At 63.4% G+C, this 15,980-nt stretch carries 17 protein-coding genes; 5 read left to right on the top strand and 12 right to left on the bottom strand.

The features are described 5' to 3' along the window. On the top strand, positions 1 to 486 hold a 486-nt coding region (locus EN949_RS08925; RefSeq protein ID WP_127371670.1), incomplete at its 5' end, for a ribonuclease HII. Between the two features lie 277 nt (positions 487 to 763). Here the strand turns inward: EN949_RS08925 and EN949_RS08920 are convergent. The 7 genes from EN949_RS08920 to EN949_RS08890 form a co-directional block, all read right to left on the bottom strand. Beyond that, complete coding sequence (locus EN949_RS08920) at positions 764 to 1,255, bottom strand: F0F1 ATP synthase subunit B (protein ID WP_013532841.1); 492 nt, start codon at positions 1,253 to 1,255, stop codon at positions 764 to 766. Positions 1,256 to 1,265: 10 nt separating this feature from the next. Beyond that, positions 1,266 to 1,865: a F0F1 ATP synthase subunit B gene (locus tag EN949_RS08915; protein WP_013532842.1), complete on the bottom strand. Its 600-nt coding sequence runs from the start codon at positions 1,863 to 1,865 to the stop codon at positions 1,266 to 1,268. Positions 1,866 to 1,928: 63 nt separating this feature from the next. Further along, the gene (locus EN949_RS08910; protein ID WP_006206606.1) at positions 1,929 to 2,153 is read right to left on the bottom strand and encodes a F0F1 ATP synthase subunit C; all 225 of its coding nucleotides are present in this window, start codon (positions 2,151 to 2,153) and stop codon (positions 1,929 to 1,931) included. 85 nt (positions 2,154 to 2,238) lie between these two features. Continuing rightward, a complete protein-coding gene (locus tag EN949_RS08905; RefSeq protein ID WP_013532843.1) occupies positions 2,239 to 2,997 on the bottom strand; it encodes a F0F1 ATP synthase subunit A in 759 nt (252 codons plus the stop codon). A gap of 59 nt (positions 2,998 to 3,056) precedes the next feature. Continuing rightward, positions 3,057 to 3,464, bottom strand: coding sequence for an AtpZ/AtpI family protein (locus tag EN949_RS08900; RefSeq protein ID WP_127366815.1), 408 nt, complete (start codon positions 3,462 to 3,464; stop codon positions 3,057 to 3,059). A 254-nt stretch (positions 3,465 to 3,718) separates the two neighbouring features. Further along, complete coding sequence (locus EN949_RS08895) at positions 3,719 to 4,903, bottom strand: cell wall hydrolase (RefSeq protein WP_013532845.1); 1,185 nt, start codon at positions 4,901 to 4,903, stop codon at positions 3,719 to 3,721. 144 nt (positions 4,904 to 5,047) lie between these two features. Continuing rightward, positions 5,048 to 6,340 carry an MFS transporter gene (locus tag EN949_RS08890; RefSeq protein WP_127371669.1) on the bottom strand — a complete coding sequence of 431 codons (1,293 nt, stop codon included), beginning with the start codon at positions 6,338 to 6,340 and terminating at the stop codon, positions 5,048 to 5,050. 120 nt (positions 6,341 to 6,460) lie between these two features. Between EN949_RS08890 and EN949_RS08885 the strand changes: the two genes are divergently transcribed. After that, positions 6,461 to 7,369 carry a LysR substrate-binding domain-containing protein gene (locus EN949_RS08885; protein WP_127367701.1) on the top strand — a complete coding sequence of 303 codons (909 nt, stop codon included), beginning with the start codon at positions 6,461 to 6,463 and terminating at the stop codon, positions 7,367 to 7,369. A gap of 32 nt (positions 7,370 to 7,401) precedes the next feature. Here EN949_RS08885 and der read toward each other — a convergent pair whose 3' ends face one another. Both der and EN949_RS08875 read right to left on the bottom strand, forming a co-directional pair. Continuing rightward, complete coding sequence (der, locus tag EN949_RS08880; protein ID WP_013532848.1) at positions 7,402 to 8,835, bottom strand: ribosome biogenesis GTPase Der; 1,434 nt, start codon at positions 8,833 to 8,835, stop codon at positions 7,402 to 7,404. Next, complete coding sequence (locus EN949_RS08875) at positions 8,832 to 9,497, bottom strand: tetratricopeptide repeat protein (RefSeq protein WP_013532849.1); 666 nt, start codon at positions 9,495 to 9,497, stop codon at positions 8,832 to 8,834. The genes der and EN949_RS08875 overlap by 4 nt, the downstream gene beginning before the upstream one ends. A 213-nt stretch (positions 9,498 to 9,710) precedes the next feature. On the opposite strand from EN949_RS08875, the gene EN949_RS08870 reads away from it, so the two are divergent. After that, positions 9,711 to 10,718: a polysaccharide deacetylase gene (locus EN949_RS08870; protein WP_084652795.1), complete on the top strand. Its 1,008-nt coding sequence runs from the start codon at positions 9,711 to 9,713 to the stop codon at positions 10,716 to 10,718. 33 nt (positions 10,719 to 10,751) lie between these two features. Here EN949_RS08870 and sbmA read toward each other — a convergent pair whose 3' ends face one another. The 3 genes from sbmA to EN949_RS08855 all read right to left on the bottom strand — a co-directional run bounded on the left by sbmA (position 10,752) and on the right by EN949_RS08855 (position 13,623). Next, positions 10,752 to 12,011, bottom strand: coding sequence for a peptide antibiotic transporter SbmA (gene sbmA, locus EN949_RS08865; RefSeq protein ID WP_013532851.1), 1,260 nt, complete (start codon positions 12,009 to 12,011; stop codon positions 10,752 to 10,754). A gap of 113 nt (positions 12,012 to 12,124) precedes the next feature. After that, the gene (locus EN949_RS08860) at positions 12,125 to 13,285 is read right to left on the bottom strand and encodes a YbfB/YjiJ family MFS transporter (RefSeq protein WP_013532852.1); all 1,161 of its coding nucleotides are present in this window, start codon (positions 13,283 to 13,285) and stop codon (positions 12,125 to 12,127) included. Between the two features lie 116 nt (positions 13,286 to 13,401). Beyond that, positions 13,402 to 13,623: a hypothetical protein gene (locus EN949_RS08855; protein WP_024502627.1), complete on the bottom strand. Its 222-nt coding sequence runs from the start codon at positions 13,621 to 13,623 to the stop codon at positions 13,402 to 13,404. A 94-nt stretch (positions 13,624 to 13,717) separates the two neighbouring features. Between EN949_RS08855 and EN949_RS08850 the strand changes: the two genes are divergently transcribed. Together EN949_RS08850 and EN949_RS08845 are read left to right on the top strand one after the other, a co-directional pair. Beyond that, positions 13,718 to 14,710 (top strand): LysR substrate-binding domain-containing protein, encoded by a 993-nt coding sequence (locus EN949_RS08850; protein WP_013532854.1) that lies wholly within the window; start codon positions 13,718 to 13,720, stop codon positions 14,708 to 14,710. Then, positions 14,707 to 15,963, top strand: coding sequence for an aminopeptidase (locus EN949_RS08845; RefSeq protein WP_127366022.1), 1,257 nt, complete (start codon positions 14,707 to 14,709; stop codon positions 15,961 to 15,963). The genes EN949_RS08850 and EN949_RS08845 overlap by 4 nt, the downstream gene beginning before the upstream one ends. Positions 15,964 to 15,980: the final 17 nt, after the last annotated feature.

The raw sequence follows: 15,980 nt of genomic DNA, 5'->3' as shown, positions 1-15,980 counted from the left end.
CATTTACAGCGTGAGGCCCTGTTCCTGCGCATTCTCGGCTCCGCACAGGCGGTCTCGATGGCCTCCATCAGCGCCGAGGGCATCGACGGCAGCAACATCCTCAAGGCAAGCCTGGAAGCCATGCGGCGCGCGCTGGTAGGGCTGTCGATCCGGCCGAAGCTTGCGCTTGCCGATGGACGCGACGTGCCGCCGGGACTGCCTTGTGAAGGGCGCGCGCTGATCAAGGGCGACCAGCGTTCGCAGTCGATCGCCGCCGCCTCGATCGTCGCCAAGGTGATGCGCGACCGCATGATGTGCGGCTGCGGCAACCATCACGACCGCTACGGGTTCGAAGTCCATATGGGCTACGCCACGGTTCGCCATCGCACCGCGATCGAAGCGCATGGCCCGGTGGCGCGGCTGCACCGCGTGTCGTTTGCGCCATTCCGGCTGGGTGGGGCCGAGGTGGACGTGGCGGAAGAAGAGAGCTTCGCCGGGCTGGATTGAGCGACAACGACGACAAGCCAATCTCCCCCCTTGTGGGGGAGATGTCCGGTAGGACAGAGGGGGGCGCTGTCCCGCCGGCCTCTCAATCGGATTGCAGTTATGCCCTCAGGCTTGTCCCGATAGACCTTAGGACAACAAAGGTTAGCGTTCCTTCACGCCCCCCCTCTGCCCTGCCGGGCATCTCCCCCACGAGGGGGGAGATTGGCAGCTTCAGCGCCGCAACAAAAAAGCCGCCGGGTTGCCCGGGCGGCTTTCGATGACTGGCTAGACGAAGCGCCTAATTCAGCTTCGACTTCACGTCCGCGAGCGAAGCCTTGAACAGATCTGCACCGGCCTTGGCGTCGATCTTGCCGGCAAGCAGCGCGCGTGCTGCCTCGACGGCGATGTCGACGGCGCTGGCGCGCACTTCGCTGATGGCATCACGCTCGGCCTGACCGATCTTCTGTTCGGCAAGCGCGGTGCGCCTGACGACATAGTCCTCGGTCTTCTTATGCGCGTCGGCGGCAAGCATGTCGGCTTCGCGCTTGGCGGCAGCGACGATGTCGGCGGCCTCCTGCTCGGCTTCCTTGCGCTTGCGCTGGTACTGGCCGAGCAGCTGCTGGGCCTCCTCGCGCAGCCGGCGCGCTTCGTCCAGTTCATTGCTGATCCTGGCGGCACGGGCGTCGAGCGCCTTGGCGATCATGCCAGGCACCTTGATGTAGACGGCAACGCCGAGGAAGATGATCAGGGCTATCGTGGCCCAGAGCGTCGCGAGAGATGTGTAATCCATGATGCGCTCCTCACCGGGCCACGGATTTGACCGCGGCCGCGATCTCGGCCTTGCTGGCCTTGCCGCCAACCAGAGCCTCGACGATCGCCGAAGCGGTGTCCTCGGCGATGCTGCCGACTTCCTTCATGGCATTGGCCTTGATGGAAGAAATGCGGGCTTCGGCTTCGCCAAGCTTCGCGTCGAGCGCAGCCTCGACCTTCTTGCGAGCGGTGTCGGCCTCGGCCTTGGCAGCGTCGTTGGCCTGCTGGCCGATCGCGTTGGCCTTGGTCTTGGCTTCCGCCAGTTCCTGCTCGTAGGCAGCAACGGCGGCGTCGGCCTCGCCCTTCAACCTGGCCGCCTGGTCGAGGTCCTGCGTGATGCGATCGTTGCGCACATCGATGATGCCGCCGACGCGCGGCATCACCACCCGCTTCAGGAAGAGATAGAACAGCCCGAAGGTGATCGCCAGCCACAGAAGCTGCGACGGGAACGTCGCCGGATCGAATGGCGGAAACGTGCCATGCGCTTCAGCAGGCACGCTGGTGCCGGAATGCGTGTCGCCTTCCGTCGCAGCGTGGCTGGTATCGGCTGATGGCGCGGACTCTTGCGCAAAGGCAGATGTCACGAACATGGACTATCCCCGAAATTCAGGCCCGCCGCTTGCGCGGCCGGCCTGTCCAATCTTCCCGAGTGCTCAGCCGAACAGGGCCAGAAGCGCGATGAGAAGCGAGAAGATGCCCAGAGCTTCGGTCACGGCAAAGCCGAAGATCAGACGGCCGAACTGGCCATCGGCGGCCGACGGGTTGCGCAGTGCGCCCGCCAGGTAGCTGCCGAAGATGTTGCCGAGGCCAATGCCCGCGCCACCCATGCCCAGGCAAGCGATGCCGGCGCCGATGTACTTTGCTGCTTCTGCGTCCATTTGTTCAACTCCTTTGGATCTAAAATTCCGTTGCGATTCCATCCGGCGCCAATGTTGGAAATCTTTGGGCCGGAAACTTTTGGACCTAGTGCCCTGGATGCAGGGCGTCGTTGAGATACATGCAGGTCAACACGGCAAAGACGTAGGCCTGCAGGAAGGCGACCAGCAGTTCCAGTGCCGTCAGCGCCACCGCCATCGCCAGAGGCAGGATCGAGCCGGCGACGCCAACCGCGCCGAGCGCGCTCAGGCTGACGACGAAGCCGGAGAACACTTTCAGCGTGATGTGGCCGGCGAGCATGTTGGCGAACAGACGAACCGAGAGGCTGACCGGGCGCGACACGAAGGAGATCACTTCGATCAGCACCACGAGAGGCAGCAGGAAGACCGGCACGCCGTGCGGCACGAACAGTTTCAGGAAGCCAAGACCATGCTTCATGAAGCCGTAGACGACCACGGTTGCGATCACCAGCACGGCAAGGCCGAAGGTGACGATGATGTGGCTGGTGACCGTGAAGAAATAAGGAAAAAGGCCAAGCAGATTGGCAACGAGCACGAACATGAACAGCGAGAACACGAGAGGGAAGAACTTCATGCCCTGCGTGCCGGCGGCGTCGCGCAACATGTTGCCGACAAACTCGTACGCCATCTCGGAGACCGACTGAAGCCGCCCGGGAACCAGGCTGCGGCTCGACGTCGTGAGAAACAGGAATCCAGCCGCGACGATCACGGTTGCGACCATGAACAGCGCCGAATTGGTGAAGGACAGGTCATAGCCGCCGATGTCGATCGGAATCAGCTTGTTGATATGGAACTGGTGGATCGGATCGACCTTGTCAGCTGCCACGTTCAAACCCCGTCAATGCCGCGTACGGCCTCGTTACCATTACCGCACATGGTGCGCGGTCATTTCTTGTCGTCTTGGCCACGGCGCGATTTATCGCCCTGTCCAAATTCTGCCACGACGCCGGCGGAACGCATCACATTGAGCACTCCGGCGCCAAAACCAAGCAGCAGAAACACGATCAGACCCCATGGCGATGTCCCCGCCAAACGGTCGATGACCCAGCCGATGCCGGCACCCACCACCACCCCGGCGATAAACTCGCTGGAGAGTTTGAGCGCCTGACCATAACCGGCCACACTGCCCGCTTTCGCGTCGTCTTTCCCCTCGAGCCCGCCCGGCCGCCTTGTCGCAAGCGAAGCTTCAAGGTCACGGCGGCGGCGCTCAAGATCGTCGTCGCGGATGTCGGGTTCATGCTGATTGCCGCGGCCGGTTTCTCCGGTTCCGTCTGGCCCATTCTTGTCGGCCATCGCAACCCCCCTGCCCGGTCAGACCGTCACCGTCCGTCCGCTTCTAAAGTCGCCGGCAACATAGTTAGAGGGTTTGCGCCCGTCAAGCCACGGGCGGAAGTTCATTGCCATGTATTTTAGGCAATAAAATCAATGAATTACGAAGGTGCGACATCGTGCCCGCCAGGATGACGAGGATGCATGGCGCGAATCCCCCGCGCAATGGCTCTTTGATCGGCTGCGCGCCACATCAAGGATCAGCGGCTGCTCCGCACTCAGCTCCAGCCGCCGCCATAGGTCCGATAGAAGATATGCAGGCCGATCTTGGTCATCTTCTGCATCGTGCGCGCCCAGCCGGGATGGACATATTGGGCATAGTAGTGGGTCGACGATCCGACTTCCGGAATGAAGATCTTGCCGGCGGTGACGGCCATGGCGATCTCCTGGGCGGTCTTGTAGGCGGCTGGGCTATCGATGCGCTTCTTCCTGCCGTCGCAGGCGAAGGAGAACTGGCAACGGTTGAACCAGCTGTCGTTCTGGTAGACGACGCCGCAGATCGAATTCGGATAGGTCGGATTGCGGACGCGGTTGAGGATGACCTGGGCGACAGCGGCCTGGCCGCGCACGGATTCGCTCCTCGCCTCGAAATAGATTCCGTTGGCAAGGCATGCCTGCTCCTTCTTGGAGAAGACACTCGCCGGCAGCGGGTTCTGGATCCACGAATGATCGCCCTTGGCCATCGGCGGAATGAAGCGGCCCTCATTGGGCTGCTCGTCCTGAAGCAGGGCCTCGAAGGGCGATGCCTTGGCATAGTCCGGCTCGGATTGCGCATAGGCGGTGGCCAGCACATCCGGATGGTCGTTGTTGACCAGCGCCGCCAGCATGGCCGGCATGCCGGGATCCGGCTTCTTGTCCTCGCGCACATGGAATGCGGCGGCGATCTGGATTTCCTTGCCTTTGATCTGCGGCTTGGCGAAAGCCATTTTCAGGCCGCTGTCCATGCTGGGCCGGAGCAAGGAGGAGGTGCGCTCGAAGATCGAGCCGGCGTTGAAGTTCTTTGGCGGTGCGACGGGAGACATCTGGACGATGCGCCCTTTCTTCTCGGCGCGCACGACGCGGTCCTCATCGGGCGTGGCGCTGACCTTGCCGCCCTTGCCGCGAAACGACACGTTGCCGACACCGGCCAGGTGGACGCCCGATCCGGAAATGGAGCCGGTGACATCGGAATCGACAAAGGGCATCTCAGCCGCATGGGTCGAGCCGGCAACGGATTTCTCGACATAGGAATTCCAGCGCGTGCTCGATGCTTCGAGGCCGGAAACGAGGCTCGTCATGTCCTGATAGGCGGCGACGGTCGGAAAGCCGATCCAGATGCCGAAACCGATGACGAGCGGACCCAGAAAGCCACGTTTTCTCTCACCGGCGGCGGCAACCAGCCGCTTCAACACACGTCGATGCACGGAACTCTCTCCAGGAACGCTACAGACCCCACTGGAGAGCAAAATGATGCATTAACCTTGATGGGACGTTAACGGATTCGATCGGGTTTTCCCGGTCGGCCCGAGGTCGTGGTTGCGAAGTCGGGCGATTTTGCGGCCGACTATTCAGGCCGGACGCAGGAAGATCGGCCGGGCGATCAGCGCGCAGATGGCGGCCGCCAGCCAGACGCCGGACCAGGACCAGAGGTGCAAGAGCCCCGGAATGGCCACCGGCACCAGGAAGAAGCCGACGAAAACAAAGGTGTTGGCAAGGCTGAGCGCGGTTCCGACATGGCCGGCGCCGGCAAGGGTGGCAAGCTCGGTGTAGGCGACGCCGTGCCAGGCGGAGACAGAGATGCCTGCGACAATAAGCACGACCGGAAGAACCGCCGACCAGATGAGCTGGCCGCCCGGAATGGTTGGGCCGAACAGGACCAGCAGCCAAAGCATGGCGAAGGCAAGGGCGCTGAACGCGCTGCACAGGCGAAGAAATTGGCGGCGGTTGCCGTGACGGTCGGTGAAGCGGCCGCTCCAGATGCGCATGACCATGGCGCCGATCTGCACCGCGGCGAGGCTCCCGCTGATTGCCGCCGTTCCCAACCCAACGAAATCATGCAGGAACACGGAGGCGAAGGTGAGCACGGCCACCTGCGGAAAGCAGAGCAGGCCGATGGCGGTCGCGATACGCCAGACGTCGCGATTGCGCAGCGGCGCCGGTCCGGCCACAAAAGCCGAAGCGGGATGGCCCTCGCCCGGCGTCGGCGGCTCGTGCAGCCAGCGCCAGGCGAACAGGGCAGACAGAGCGGATGCACCCGCCAGGACCCCGAACACCGCGGCAAAGCCGAAAGCCAGCGCAAGCGAGGGCAGCACGAGCGCGCCAAGGCCGCCGCCAAGCGGCACCGCCGTCTGCCTGATGCTCATGGCGAAGCCGCGCTCGTTTTCCCGAAACCAGCCCATGATGGCGCGGCCGCTCGAACCGTTGACGCTGCCGCCGAGCAATCCGGTGATGAGCAGGCTCGCGGAGAGCAGCGTGACGTCGGGAATACCGGCCTTTGTCGGCACGACCAGCATCGCCATGACCAGGAGCCACGCCGCCGTCGCGCCGAGCCCGATCAACAGCACGCGGCGGTCGCCCCAGCGATCGGTGAGCAAGCCCCAGGGCAGTTCGCTGAGCGCGACCCCAAGCCCGAGAAGGCCGAGCGCCAGACCGAGTTCGGCATTGCCTAGGTGATAGCCCTGGCGAAGAACGACCGCCGTCGCCGGGATGCCGGAGAACGTAGCCGAGAAGGCGGCATTGGCGGCAACGCCGATGCCCAGGACTTTCCAGCGATGGCCCGGCGTGAACACCCTCCCGGTGGAACCGGTATCTTCCAGAAGTTCCGACGGCTGCCGGTCGGTGCAATTGACAATGGCGGACATGACTTCATTTCCCGTGCTGGCCAGCGGTTCGGCCTTGACGATCTGTCCCTACCGCCATAATTTCATCCTGAAAATCAGGAAGTTTTGAACTTACAATCCTGAAAATCGGGACTTCCAAACATGCGACGCGTGACATTCGACCTCGACGTCCTGCGCAGTTTCGTCACCGGCATGGAGCTGGGTAGCTTTGCCAAGGCCGCTGACCGGCTTGGCCGGTCGACGTCGGCGGTCAGCGCGCAATTGAAGAAACTGGAAGAACAGGCGGCGACGCCGATCTTCCGCAAATCAGGACGCGGCCTCGCTTTGACCGAGGCCGGCGAGACCATGCTCGGCTATGCGCGCAGGCTGATCGAATTGAATGACGAGGCGGCATCCGCCATCCACGGTGTCGAGCTAGAAGGCTGGGTACGGCTCGGCTTGCAGGAAGATTTCGGCGAGGCGGTGCTGCCGGACGTGCTCGGCCGATTTGCCCGGACGCACCCCAAGGTGAAGATCGAAGCCAGGATCGCACGCAGCCACGACCTTGCCGAAAGGGTCCTGTCGGGCAGCCTCGATATCGCGCTCGCCTGGCACTGCGGCGAAACGCTGCCCTACAGCCAGCATGTCGCCGATGTGCCGATGCGCTGGATCGGGCCGGCAAAGCGTATCGAGACCAGCCTGCGCAACAGTGAGCCGCTGCCGCTGGTGGCGCTCGAAGCGCCATGCCTTCTGCGCACGGTGGCAACCGAAACGCTCGACCGCGCCGGCCTGTCGTGGCGGATGGCCTTTTCCAGTCCGAGCCTTGGCGGCATCTGGGCAGCCGTGGCGGCGGGGCTGGGGCTGACAATCCGCACCGACATCGGCCTGCCGGCCAGCGTCAGCGCGATGACGCCGGAGATCGCCGGGCTGCCTGCATTGCCCAAAATGGCGTTGGTGCTGCACCAGAAGGATGCTGAACTGGATCCGGTGGCAGCGCGGCTGGCCGACATATTGCTGCAGGCGGCTTTGCAGGCGCTGCCACGGGACGAGCGGTTGAAGGAGGTCGCTTAGACAGCCGGAACAGGTATCCAGCGCCCGACCGCTTATTTACGCTTGTTCGACCTGCCGGCGAACGGATTGTCCGACGTGCGCAGCGCGATGCGGATCGGCACGCCGGGCATATCGAAGGCTTCGCGCAGGCTGTTGGAGAGATAGCGGACATAGGATTGCGGCATCGCATCGGGCCGCGAGCACTGGACAACGAAACCCGGCGGCCGGGTCTTGGCCTGGGTGACGTATTTGACCTTCAGCCGGCGCCCGGCCACGGCAGGCGGCGGATGGTGTGCCAGGATGCCTTCCAGCCAGCGGTTGAGCTTGCCGGTCGAGACGCGGCTGTTCCATACCTTGTGGGTCCTGATGACGGCATCCATCAGCTTGTCGAGGCCGCGCCCGGTCTCGCCGGAGACAGGTACGGCCTGCAGGCCGCGCGCCTGGGGAAGAAGCCGTTCCGTCTTCTCGCGCAGTTCGGCCAGAAGCTCCTGGGGATGGTCGATCAGGTCCCATTTGTTGAAGGCGATCACCGGCGCCCGGCCTTCCCTGATGATCAGGTCGGCGATCTGCAGATCCTGCTTCTCGAAGGGAATGGTGGCGTCGAGCACGATGATGACGATCTCGGCGAAGCGGATGGCGCGCAGGCCGTCCTGCACCGACATCACTTCGAGCTTTTCGTGAATCCTGGCCTTGCGGCGCATGCCGGCCGTATCGAACAGCTTCAGGCGGCGGCCATGCCAATCCCAATCGACCGAGATCGAATCACGGGTGATGCCGGCTTCCGGTCCGGTGAGCAGCCGTTCTTCGCCGATCAGCGCGTTGATCAGCGTCGACTTGCCGGCATTGGGACGGCCGACGACGGCGATGCGCATCGGCTTGGTGTCGTCATAGGTGTGCTCGGCATCCGGATCGGCGATATCCTCGCCGATCAGCACCTCGCCGGCAGCGATCTCTTCGTCTTCGCCATCTTCGTCTTCGCCGAAGGCGCGCGCTTCGCCGAGCGCGCCGATCACGGCGTCGCGCAAATCGGGCATGCCCTGGCCATGCTCGGCCGAAACCGGGATCGGCTCGCCAAGGCCGAGCTCCCAGGCTTCCAGCATACCGCCCTGGGCGCCCTTCGCCTCGGCCTTGTTGGCGACCAGCACGACCGGCTTGCCGGACTTGCGCACGATCTCGGCGAAGGTCCTGTCGTCAGGCAAAAGGCCGGACTTGGCATCGATGGTGAAGAAGATCAGGTCGGCCTCGCGGATAGCGATCTCGGTCTGCGCACGCATGCGGCCGGGCAAGGTCGAGGCACCAGCGTCCTCGAAGCCGGCGGTGTCGATGACATCGAAATGCAGGTCGTAGAGCTTGGCGGCGTGGACGCGACGGTCGCGGGTGACGCCCGGCGTGTCGTCGACAAGCGCCAGCTTTCTTCCCACCAGCCGATTGAAGAGAGTCGATTTGCCGACGTTAGGTCTGCCGATGATGGCGACTTTGAAGGTCACGACGCACTGCCCGACCCGCGGATCAGCTCGGACATCAATGTTGCGCGCTCGCGGGTGTTGCGCGGGGCGCCGTCATCGGCGGCGATCTGGTCGAACAGTTTCAGCGCATCCTGCGTCTTGCCTTCCTTCCAGGCGGAAAGGCCGAGCGCCTCGCGCGCCGTGTGGCGCAGCGTGTTGGTGTCGGATGTCAGCGCTTCGACACGGCTGGACACGTCGGCGAACGAGCCATGGTCGACGAGCAGCAGCGCTGCCCGCAGCCGCGCCATGTCGCGAATGCTCTGGGGAATGGCCGTGTCGGCGGCGACTTCGTCGAAATCCTTGACGGCGGCGGGAACGTCGCCCTTGTTCGCCTTGACGGTCGCGCCGCGCATGCGGGCGAGCAGCGGATAGGCGCCGTAGCCATCCTTCTCCAACTGATCGAGCGCGGTCAGCGCCTCATCGTTCTTGCCGTCATTGGCAAGCTTCAGCGCCTGCGAGAACGCATCGCCCGAGCGGTTGGCGCGCGTCTCGTCCCAATAGCGATAGCCGACGAAGGCTGCGGTGCCGAGCACCACGAGGATCGCAACGACAATCAGGGCTGGGCCAAAACGGTCCCACAGCGCCTGCGCCTGTTCGCGACGGATCTCGTCGTTGACTTCACGGATAAAACTGTCGTCGGACATCAAATCAAACCATTCCTGCCCGGTCGGGCCTTTGTCAGCCCGCGTTTTAGCGAAATTTTGCCGGCATGGAAGGGGTTCGACCGGAAAATCGCCTATTGTCCGGGGCAAACGGATGTTTGCCCCGGACGAGCAGCCGACGAGGCCCATCGCACCCGCGCCACATTTGGGCGATAGCCGGCTTGCAGACGTTCCCCGAGTTAAGATCAGATTCCTATGCTTCGTCCGTTCCGCGTTGTTGCGTTTTCGCTTGCCGCGCTCGTCACTGCCGGCGTGGCTCTGGCCGACCCGCCCGCGCCACCGGTGCCGGCAAAGCCCAAGCAGGTCGTCATCATCTCGTTCGACAGCGCCCGCGACATTTCGCAGTGGAAGCGCAGTCGAGCACTGGCTGAGCGCACCGGCGCACATTTCACCTATTTTCTGTCCTGCGTCTTCCTGCTGTCGACGGAAACACGCAAGGAATACACCGCACCCGGCAGAAGCGCCGGGAAATCCAATATCGGCTTTGCCGCCTCGAAACAGGAAGTCACCGACCGGCTCGAGCAGATCGGGCTTGCCGCGCATGAGGGCCACGACATCGCCAGCCATGGCTGCGGCCATTTCGACGGCAAGGACTGGAGCAAGGCCGACTGGCTGAAAGAGTTCGGTTCGTTCGAGCACATTCTCGAGAACGCCTATGCCATCAACGGCATTGCGCCCGAGCCTGAGGGCTGGCGCGATTTCGCACGGCATGCGGTTGTCGGTTTTCGCGCGCCGTATCTGTCGACGGGCAAGGCGCTCTATGAAGCGCTGCCGGCCGCCGGCTATCAATTCGACGCCAGCGGCGTCTCGCAGGGCCCCGCCCGACCGACGGCCAGCAACGGCGTCATGCACTTTTCGCTGCCGCAGATTCCAGAAGGACCGAAGTCACGGCCGGTGATCGCCATGGACTACAATCTCTATGTCAGGCATTCCGGCGGCTTCGAACGGCCAAGCCAAGCGGGCGAGTTCGCCAACCGGACCTATGATGCCTTCCGCGCCGCCTTCGACAAGCAGTATGCCGGCAAGCGCATTCCGCTGGAGCTCGGCTTCCACTTCGCGCTGATGAATGACGGCGCCTACTGGAACGCGCTGGAGCGTTTTGCCGGCGATGTCTGTGTCAAGGCCGATGTCGAATGCATCAGTTTTCGCGACTATGTTTCGCGGCAGGATGCCGGCCAGAGGCAGGTCTCAGTCGGCGGCTGAGCCGCCAACCCGGTTCGTTTCCAACCTCGATCTTTAGGCCGGATCCTCAGCGCCCTGCCTTGCCAGATAGCGCTGGTCGATATCGGGCAGCGGCTCGCCTTGCAGCGTCGCCTCGAAGGCGCGCAGGCGCTTGTGGACCGATTGCAGCTCGACGATGGTCGACCAGGAGGTGAGCAGAAACTGCAGCGAACCGGTCACCTTGCCGAATGCGTTCGAAATCTGGTTCAGCGCGCCGAACGTGATCTTGTGCGCCACCAGCGAGGGACCGAGGATCAGCAGCGAGAAAATGTTGTCGGCCTGCAGGTACGTGTAACGGACGACGTTGAAATAGATGTAGTGGAAATAGAGCCTGAAATAATTGTGGCGAACATTCTCGAACAGCTCGGCCGTGGTGGCCGGCTGGGCCCGGTCCGCGTGATCCTCGCCGTAGACGAGTTCCTTGCGGTAGGCTGCCTCAACGCGCTGGTTGCGGAACTGCAGCCCTGGAAGTTTCAGACCTGCAACCATGACCGAGATCGTCCCGAACAGACACCAGGCAAGGGCTGCGACAACCAATGGCTGTGGAATCGCGCCGATAATCGGCAACTCGGTGATATGGGCCTGCAACTGGATCATGACCGGCAGGAATGCGATCAACGTCATAATCGACTGGACGAAGCTGGAGCCGAGATCTTCCATGATCTGCGAGAACCGCATCGTGTCTTCCTGGATGCGCTGCGAGGCACCCTCGATATGGCGTAGCCTGCCCCAATTCTCGACGAAGTAGTTGTTCATCGCCGTGCGCCAACGGAAGATCCAGTGACTGACGATGAAGGCGTTGACCACCTGCACATTCATGCCGACCAGGGCGAGCCACGAAAAATCAGCCAATCCGATATAAAATTCGCTGTTGGTCGACTTTCCAGTCCCCGACATCAGCCCCTGCACATAGTCGAAGAAAGGCCCATACCAGGCGTTGACGGCGACGCTGACCTGCACATTGAAATAGATGAAGAACAGGATGACCGCGGTCATCAGGATCGACCAGCGTTGCCATGGATGCGGCGAATACCAGCTCCAGAATGCGTAGAAGACGAGCACGCAGAACGCGAAATAGAGATAGAACCAGAGGAACGGCTTCGATACGAGGATGGCGATGCCGATGATGGGCGGCGCGCCGGCCGCGGCGGGCGGCAATCCGAAAACCGTACCTAATTGTTCACCACCGAAGAACCAGAACAGGATCGCCGCAAGGCTCCAGACGGCGGCCGAAGTGAAGAACAGCTTCGGCTGCGGGAAAAAGGATACGAACACTGTGGCGAATTCCTCGATCTAGGCACAAATCAGCTGACGACAGCGGGCATAAAGTCACACATTAGTGGGAAAGAAAATGCCCGTGCCCGATGCCCGGCACAGCAAGCCCACAATCATGGCGATTTTGGCGCAGCCGACCATGTGATGGCGCCGGAGACGACCAGCACGATCGCGGCTGTGATCGAGGCGAGGAAGAAATCGCCGGACATCTGCGCCAGAAACCCGGCGGCGACCGGCCCGATGATCTGGCCAAGGCCGAACGCAGCCGTCATCAGGGCGAATATCCGCCGCGGCGCGCTTGGCGCCTGCTGCCGGGCGGCCTGCAGGCCAAATGCGGTGATGGCAATGAAGGTGCCACCGAGCAGCACGCCGGAAAGCAGCGGCCCGGTGGCGCCGCCGATGGCGACGCTGGCGGTGACGCCGGCAACTTCGATGAAGCACGCCAGCGCATAGGCGGCATAGAGGCCGGTGCGGGCCGCGATCTTCTGCCAGAGCCAGACTGAGGGAAAGCCCGCAAGACCGGCGACCATCCACACCATGGCCTCGAAGACGCGGCTGCCGCCGCCTTGCCGGACGATGGCGACCAGGAATGTCGCCGTCACCACATAGCCAAAGCCGAACAGGCCGTAGGCGACGATGACCTTGACCAACGACCGGTCCATCCGCAGTGCCGGCTCGCGGGTGACTTCGCCGTTGCCGAGCGGACCCTCATTGGCCAACAGCGCAACGAGGACGAAACCACAGGCCGAAATCGCCGCCGACCACAGCCAGCCTGCAGCCCAGCCCGAATGCTCGGCGACCAGCACCGCCATCATCGCCGCCGATGCCGCTATGCCGAGCCCGACGCCGCCGAAATGCCAGGCCTGCAGGTCGTTGCGACCGGCAGCCGCGATGTGGCTGAAAACGATGCTGGCCATGAACACCATGACGAAGGCGCTGGCCAGACCGGCCAGAAAGCGGATGGCGAGAAAGGCCGCCATCGCTTCGGTCAGCCCCATCAGCGCGGCAAGGACCGTACTGGCGCCAAGCCCCGCCAGCATCAGCAGGCGCTCGCGCCCATGCGCCCAGCCGCCCGCCGCTGCCAACGCGCCGACGAGATAGCCGAGATAATTGGCCGACGCGATCCAACCGGCATCGGCAGGCGACAGATGCAATTCCTGCATCATGCCGGGCAGGATCGGCGTGTAGACGAAACGGCCGATGCCCATGGCAACCGCCATGGCAATCATGCCGGCGAAGGCGAAACGCAGCGCTGTCGAGGTGGCTGATGTCATTGCACTGCACAATAAGTGCAGGGGTCGCTGAAACAATCGCCATCTGTTGGGCCAGTGCGTGCGCGGGACGTGGTGCTCGCCTCGACTTTCCTCAAGCCGGAACGCTTGGCGGCTGCTCAGCAGCGGCCGCCGGCGTGCAACGGGGCCGTCTCGTGCACTGTCCGCCGCGCCGTCAGCCTGAACGGCACATCGCCCAGTTCGCGTTCCGACATGGTGTTCAGCACCGGATGCGAAAGCGGATCGGTCAGCCATCTCTGCGTTTCGCCGTCCGGGTGCGGCTCATACGGCGTACTCGCAGCGAAAAAGACCTTCAGCGACGACGACAAGATCCTCAGCATTTCCGGCTCCACAGGTCTGTCTCTTCCGATAAAATCCGCCGTTTCGACATGCCTTTCAATTGAGATTTCAGCCGGATCAGTTTAGAAAAACTCAATGGCCATGCTCAACCGCGTCCACCTCAACGGCCTGCGCGCCGTCGAAACCGTTGCCCGTCTCGGATCGCTGGCGGCGGCCGCCGGTGAGCTCAACGTTTCCGTCAGCGCCGTCAGCCAGCAGATAAGCCGTACCGAAAAACAGCTCGGCCAGGCGCTGTTCGAGCGAACGGCGAGCGGTCTGGTGCTGACCGAATTCGGCGCCGTCTTCGCGGCCCGCCTTGGTGCTGGATTTCGTGAGCTTTCCCAGGCCGTGGCGCTGGCCGACGAGGCTACGCAATGCACATTGGTGGTTTCGGTGGCGCCGGCCTTTGCCTCGAAGTGGCTGTTGCCCAGACTATCTCGCCACTTCGACCGGCATCCCAACGTGCTGCTGCGCATCGACGCTTCGGTGCGGCTGGCCAATCTCGATCACTCAGACATCGACATCGCCATCCGGCTTGGCGACGGCAAATGGCCGGGCGGGCGCACGGAACTGCTCTTGGCGCAGGAAGTCTTCCCGGTCTGCGCGCCGGCGATTGCCCAAAAACTGAAGTCGATCGAGGACCTTGCCCAGACCTGCGCGATCACCGACGAGCGAGCAATGATCAACTGGGAAAGCTGGTTCGAGACGGCCGGCGTCCCACCTGTCAGCTTCCTCAAGGGTGCGCGTTTCACCGACCCGATGCTGTGCCTGGAATCGGCGATTGCCGGCCACGGCGTGATGCTGGGCTGGCAATTGCTCGCCGCGGATGCGCTGGCCGACGGGCGGCTGGTGGCGCCTTTCGGCATCCGCGCCCAGAGCGGGCTCGGCTATTGGCTGGTGACCTCGTCCGTGAAAGCGGAAAGCCGCAAGGTCCGGGATTTCAAGGTCTGGATCAGGGAAGAGATCGAAGCAACCATGGCGCGGTTCGGGTCCGCAAACCCAAAACCCGCCGGCGCGATCGCGGTGGAAAGCGCCGCGCCGCCGCTCTATGGTAGGTCGGACATCAAACTACGACAGGCAGGATCATGACCACACATTCGCGCGGCGTTTCCGCATCAATCGACCCGGTGAAGCTCGACAGGCTGGCGGAAGTCGCCATCAAGGTCGGGCTGCAATTGCAGCCAGGGCAGGATCTGGTGCTGACGTCATCGATCGCGGCACTGCCGCTAACCAGGCGGATCGTCGAGCATGCCTACAAGGCCGGCGCCGGCCTGGTGACGCCGATCTTCAACGATGACGAGATGACGCTGGCGCGCTACCGCTTCGGCGCCGATGCGAGCTTCGACCGCGCCGCCGGCTGGCTCTATGAAGGCATGGCGAAGGCCTTCTCCAACAATGCGGCCAGGCTTGCGGTGCGCGGGGAGGATCCGTCGCTGCTCTCCGCACAGGATCCGGCGAAAGTGGCGCGCGCCAACAAGGCCAATTCGATGGCTTATCAGCCGGCGCTGGAAAAGATCACCGGCTTCGACATCAACTGGAACATCGTTGCCTATCCGGACCTCGCCTGGGCCAAACAGGTCTTCCCCGGCGATGCCGACGATGTTGCGGTCGTGAAACTCGCCGATGCCATCTTCGCCGCGTCGCGGGTCGATGTGGAGGATCCGATCGGCAATTGGAGGGCGCACAACGCGGCGCTGCGCAGCCGCACCGAATGGCTCAACGGCCATAATTTCCATGCGCTGCACTTCACCGGACCGGGCACCGACCTGACGGTTGGGCTTGCGGACGGCCATGAATGGATGGGCGGCGCCTCGACCGCCAAGAACGGCATCACCTGCAACCCCAACATCCCGACCGAGGAGGTCTTCACCACGCCGCATGCGAGGCGGGTCGAAGGCCATGTCTCCTCGACCAAGCCGCTGTCCTACCAGGGCACGCTGATCGACGACATTTCGGTGCGTTTCGAAGAAGGCAGGATCGTCGAGGCCAAGGCTTCGAAGGGCGAGGACGTGCTGAAGAAGGTGCTCGACACCGACGAGGGCGCGCGCCGTCTCGGCGAGGTGGCGCTGGTGCCGCATTCCTCACCGATCTCGGCCAGCGGCCTGTTGTTCTTCAACACGCTGTTCGACGAGAACGCCGCCTGCCACATCGCGCTCGGCCAATGCTATTCGAAGTGCTTCGTCGACGGCGCCTCGCTCAGCCAGGACGAGATCGCGGCGCGCGGCGGCAACAAGAGCTTCATCCACATCGACTGGATGATCGGCTCGGACAAGATCGACATCGATGGCGTCCACAAGGACGGCGCCCGCGTGCCTGTCATGCGCAAGGGCGAGTGGGCCTGAGGGTTCCAGCCGAGAGG

The organism is Mesorhizobium sp. M7A.F.Ca.US.007.01.2.1 (assembly GCF_003998165.1).
In the GTDB taxonomy this organism is placed as follows: domain Bacteria; phylum Pseudomonadota; class Alphaproteobacteria; order Rhizobiales; family Rhizobiaceae; genus Mesorhizobium; species Mesorhizobium ciceri.
Note: the sequence above shows the minus strand (reverse complement) of the source record. Positions and strands in the feature narration are given on the sequence as shown.

Bases quoted from the DNA above. Each gene is read 5' to 3' on its own strand.
- EN949_RS08920 (WP_013532841.1), bottom strand. From the start codon at position 1,255: ATGGATTACACATCTCTCGCGACGCTCTGGGCCACGATAGCCCTGATC.
- EN949_RS08915 (WP_013532842.1), bottom strand. From the start codon at position 1,865: ATGTTCGTGACATCTGCCTTTGCGCAAGAGTCCGCGCCATCAGCCGAT.
- EN949_RS08910 (WP_006206606.1), bottom strand. From the start codon at position 2,153: ATGGACGCAGAAGCAGCAAAGTACATCGGCGCCGGCATCGCTTGCCTG.
- EN949_RS08900 (WP_127366815.1), bottom strand. From the start codon at position 3,464: ATGGCCGACAAGAATGGGCCAGACGGAACCGGAGAAACCGGCCGCGGC.
- EN949_RS08890 (WP_127371669.1), bottom strand. From the start codon at position 6,340: ATGTCCGCCATTGTCAATTGCACCGACCGGCAGCCGTCGGAACTTCTG.
- EN949_RS08885 (WP_127367701.1), top strand. From the start codon at position 6,461: ATGCGACGCGTGACATTCGACCTCGACGTCCTGCGCAGTTTCGTCACC.
- EN949_RS08875 (WP_013532849.1), bottom strand. From the start codon at position 9,497: ATGTCCGACGACAGTTTTATCCGTGAAGTCAACGACGAGATCCGTCGC.
- EN949_RS08870 (WP_084652795.1), top strand. From the start codon at position 9,711: ATGCTTCGTCCGTTCCGCGTTGTTGCGTTTTCGCTTGCCGCGCTCGTC.
- EN949_RS08860 (WP_013532852.1), bottom strand. From the start codon at position 13,285: ATGACATCAGCCACCTCGACAGCGCTGCGTTTCGCCTTCGCCGGCATG.
- EN949_RS08855 (WP_024502627.1), bottom strand. From the start codon at position 13,623: ATGCTGAGGATCTTGTCGTCGTCGCTGAAGGTCTTTTTCGCTGCGAGT.
- EN949_RS08850 (WP_013532854.1), top strand. From the start codon at position 13,718: ATGGCCATGCTCAACCGCGTCCACCTCAACGGCCTGCGCGCCGTCGAA.
- EN949_RS08845 (WP_127366022.1), top strand. From the start codon at position 14,707: ATGACCACACATTCGCGCGGCGTTTCCGCATCAATCGACCCGGTGAAG.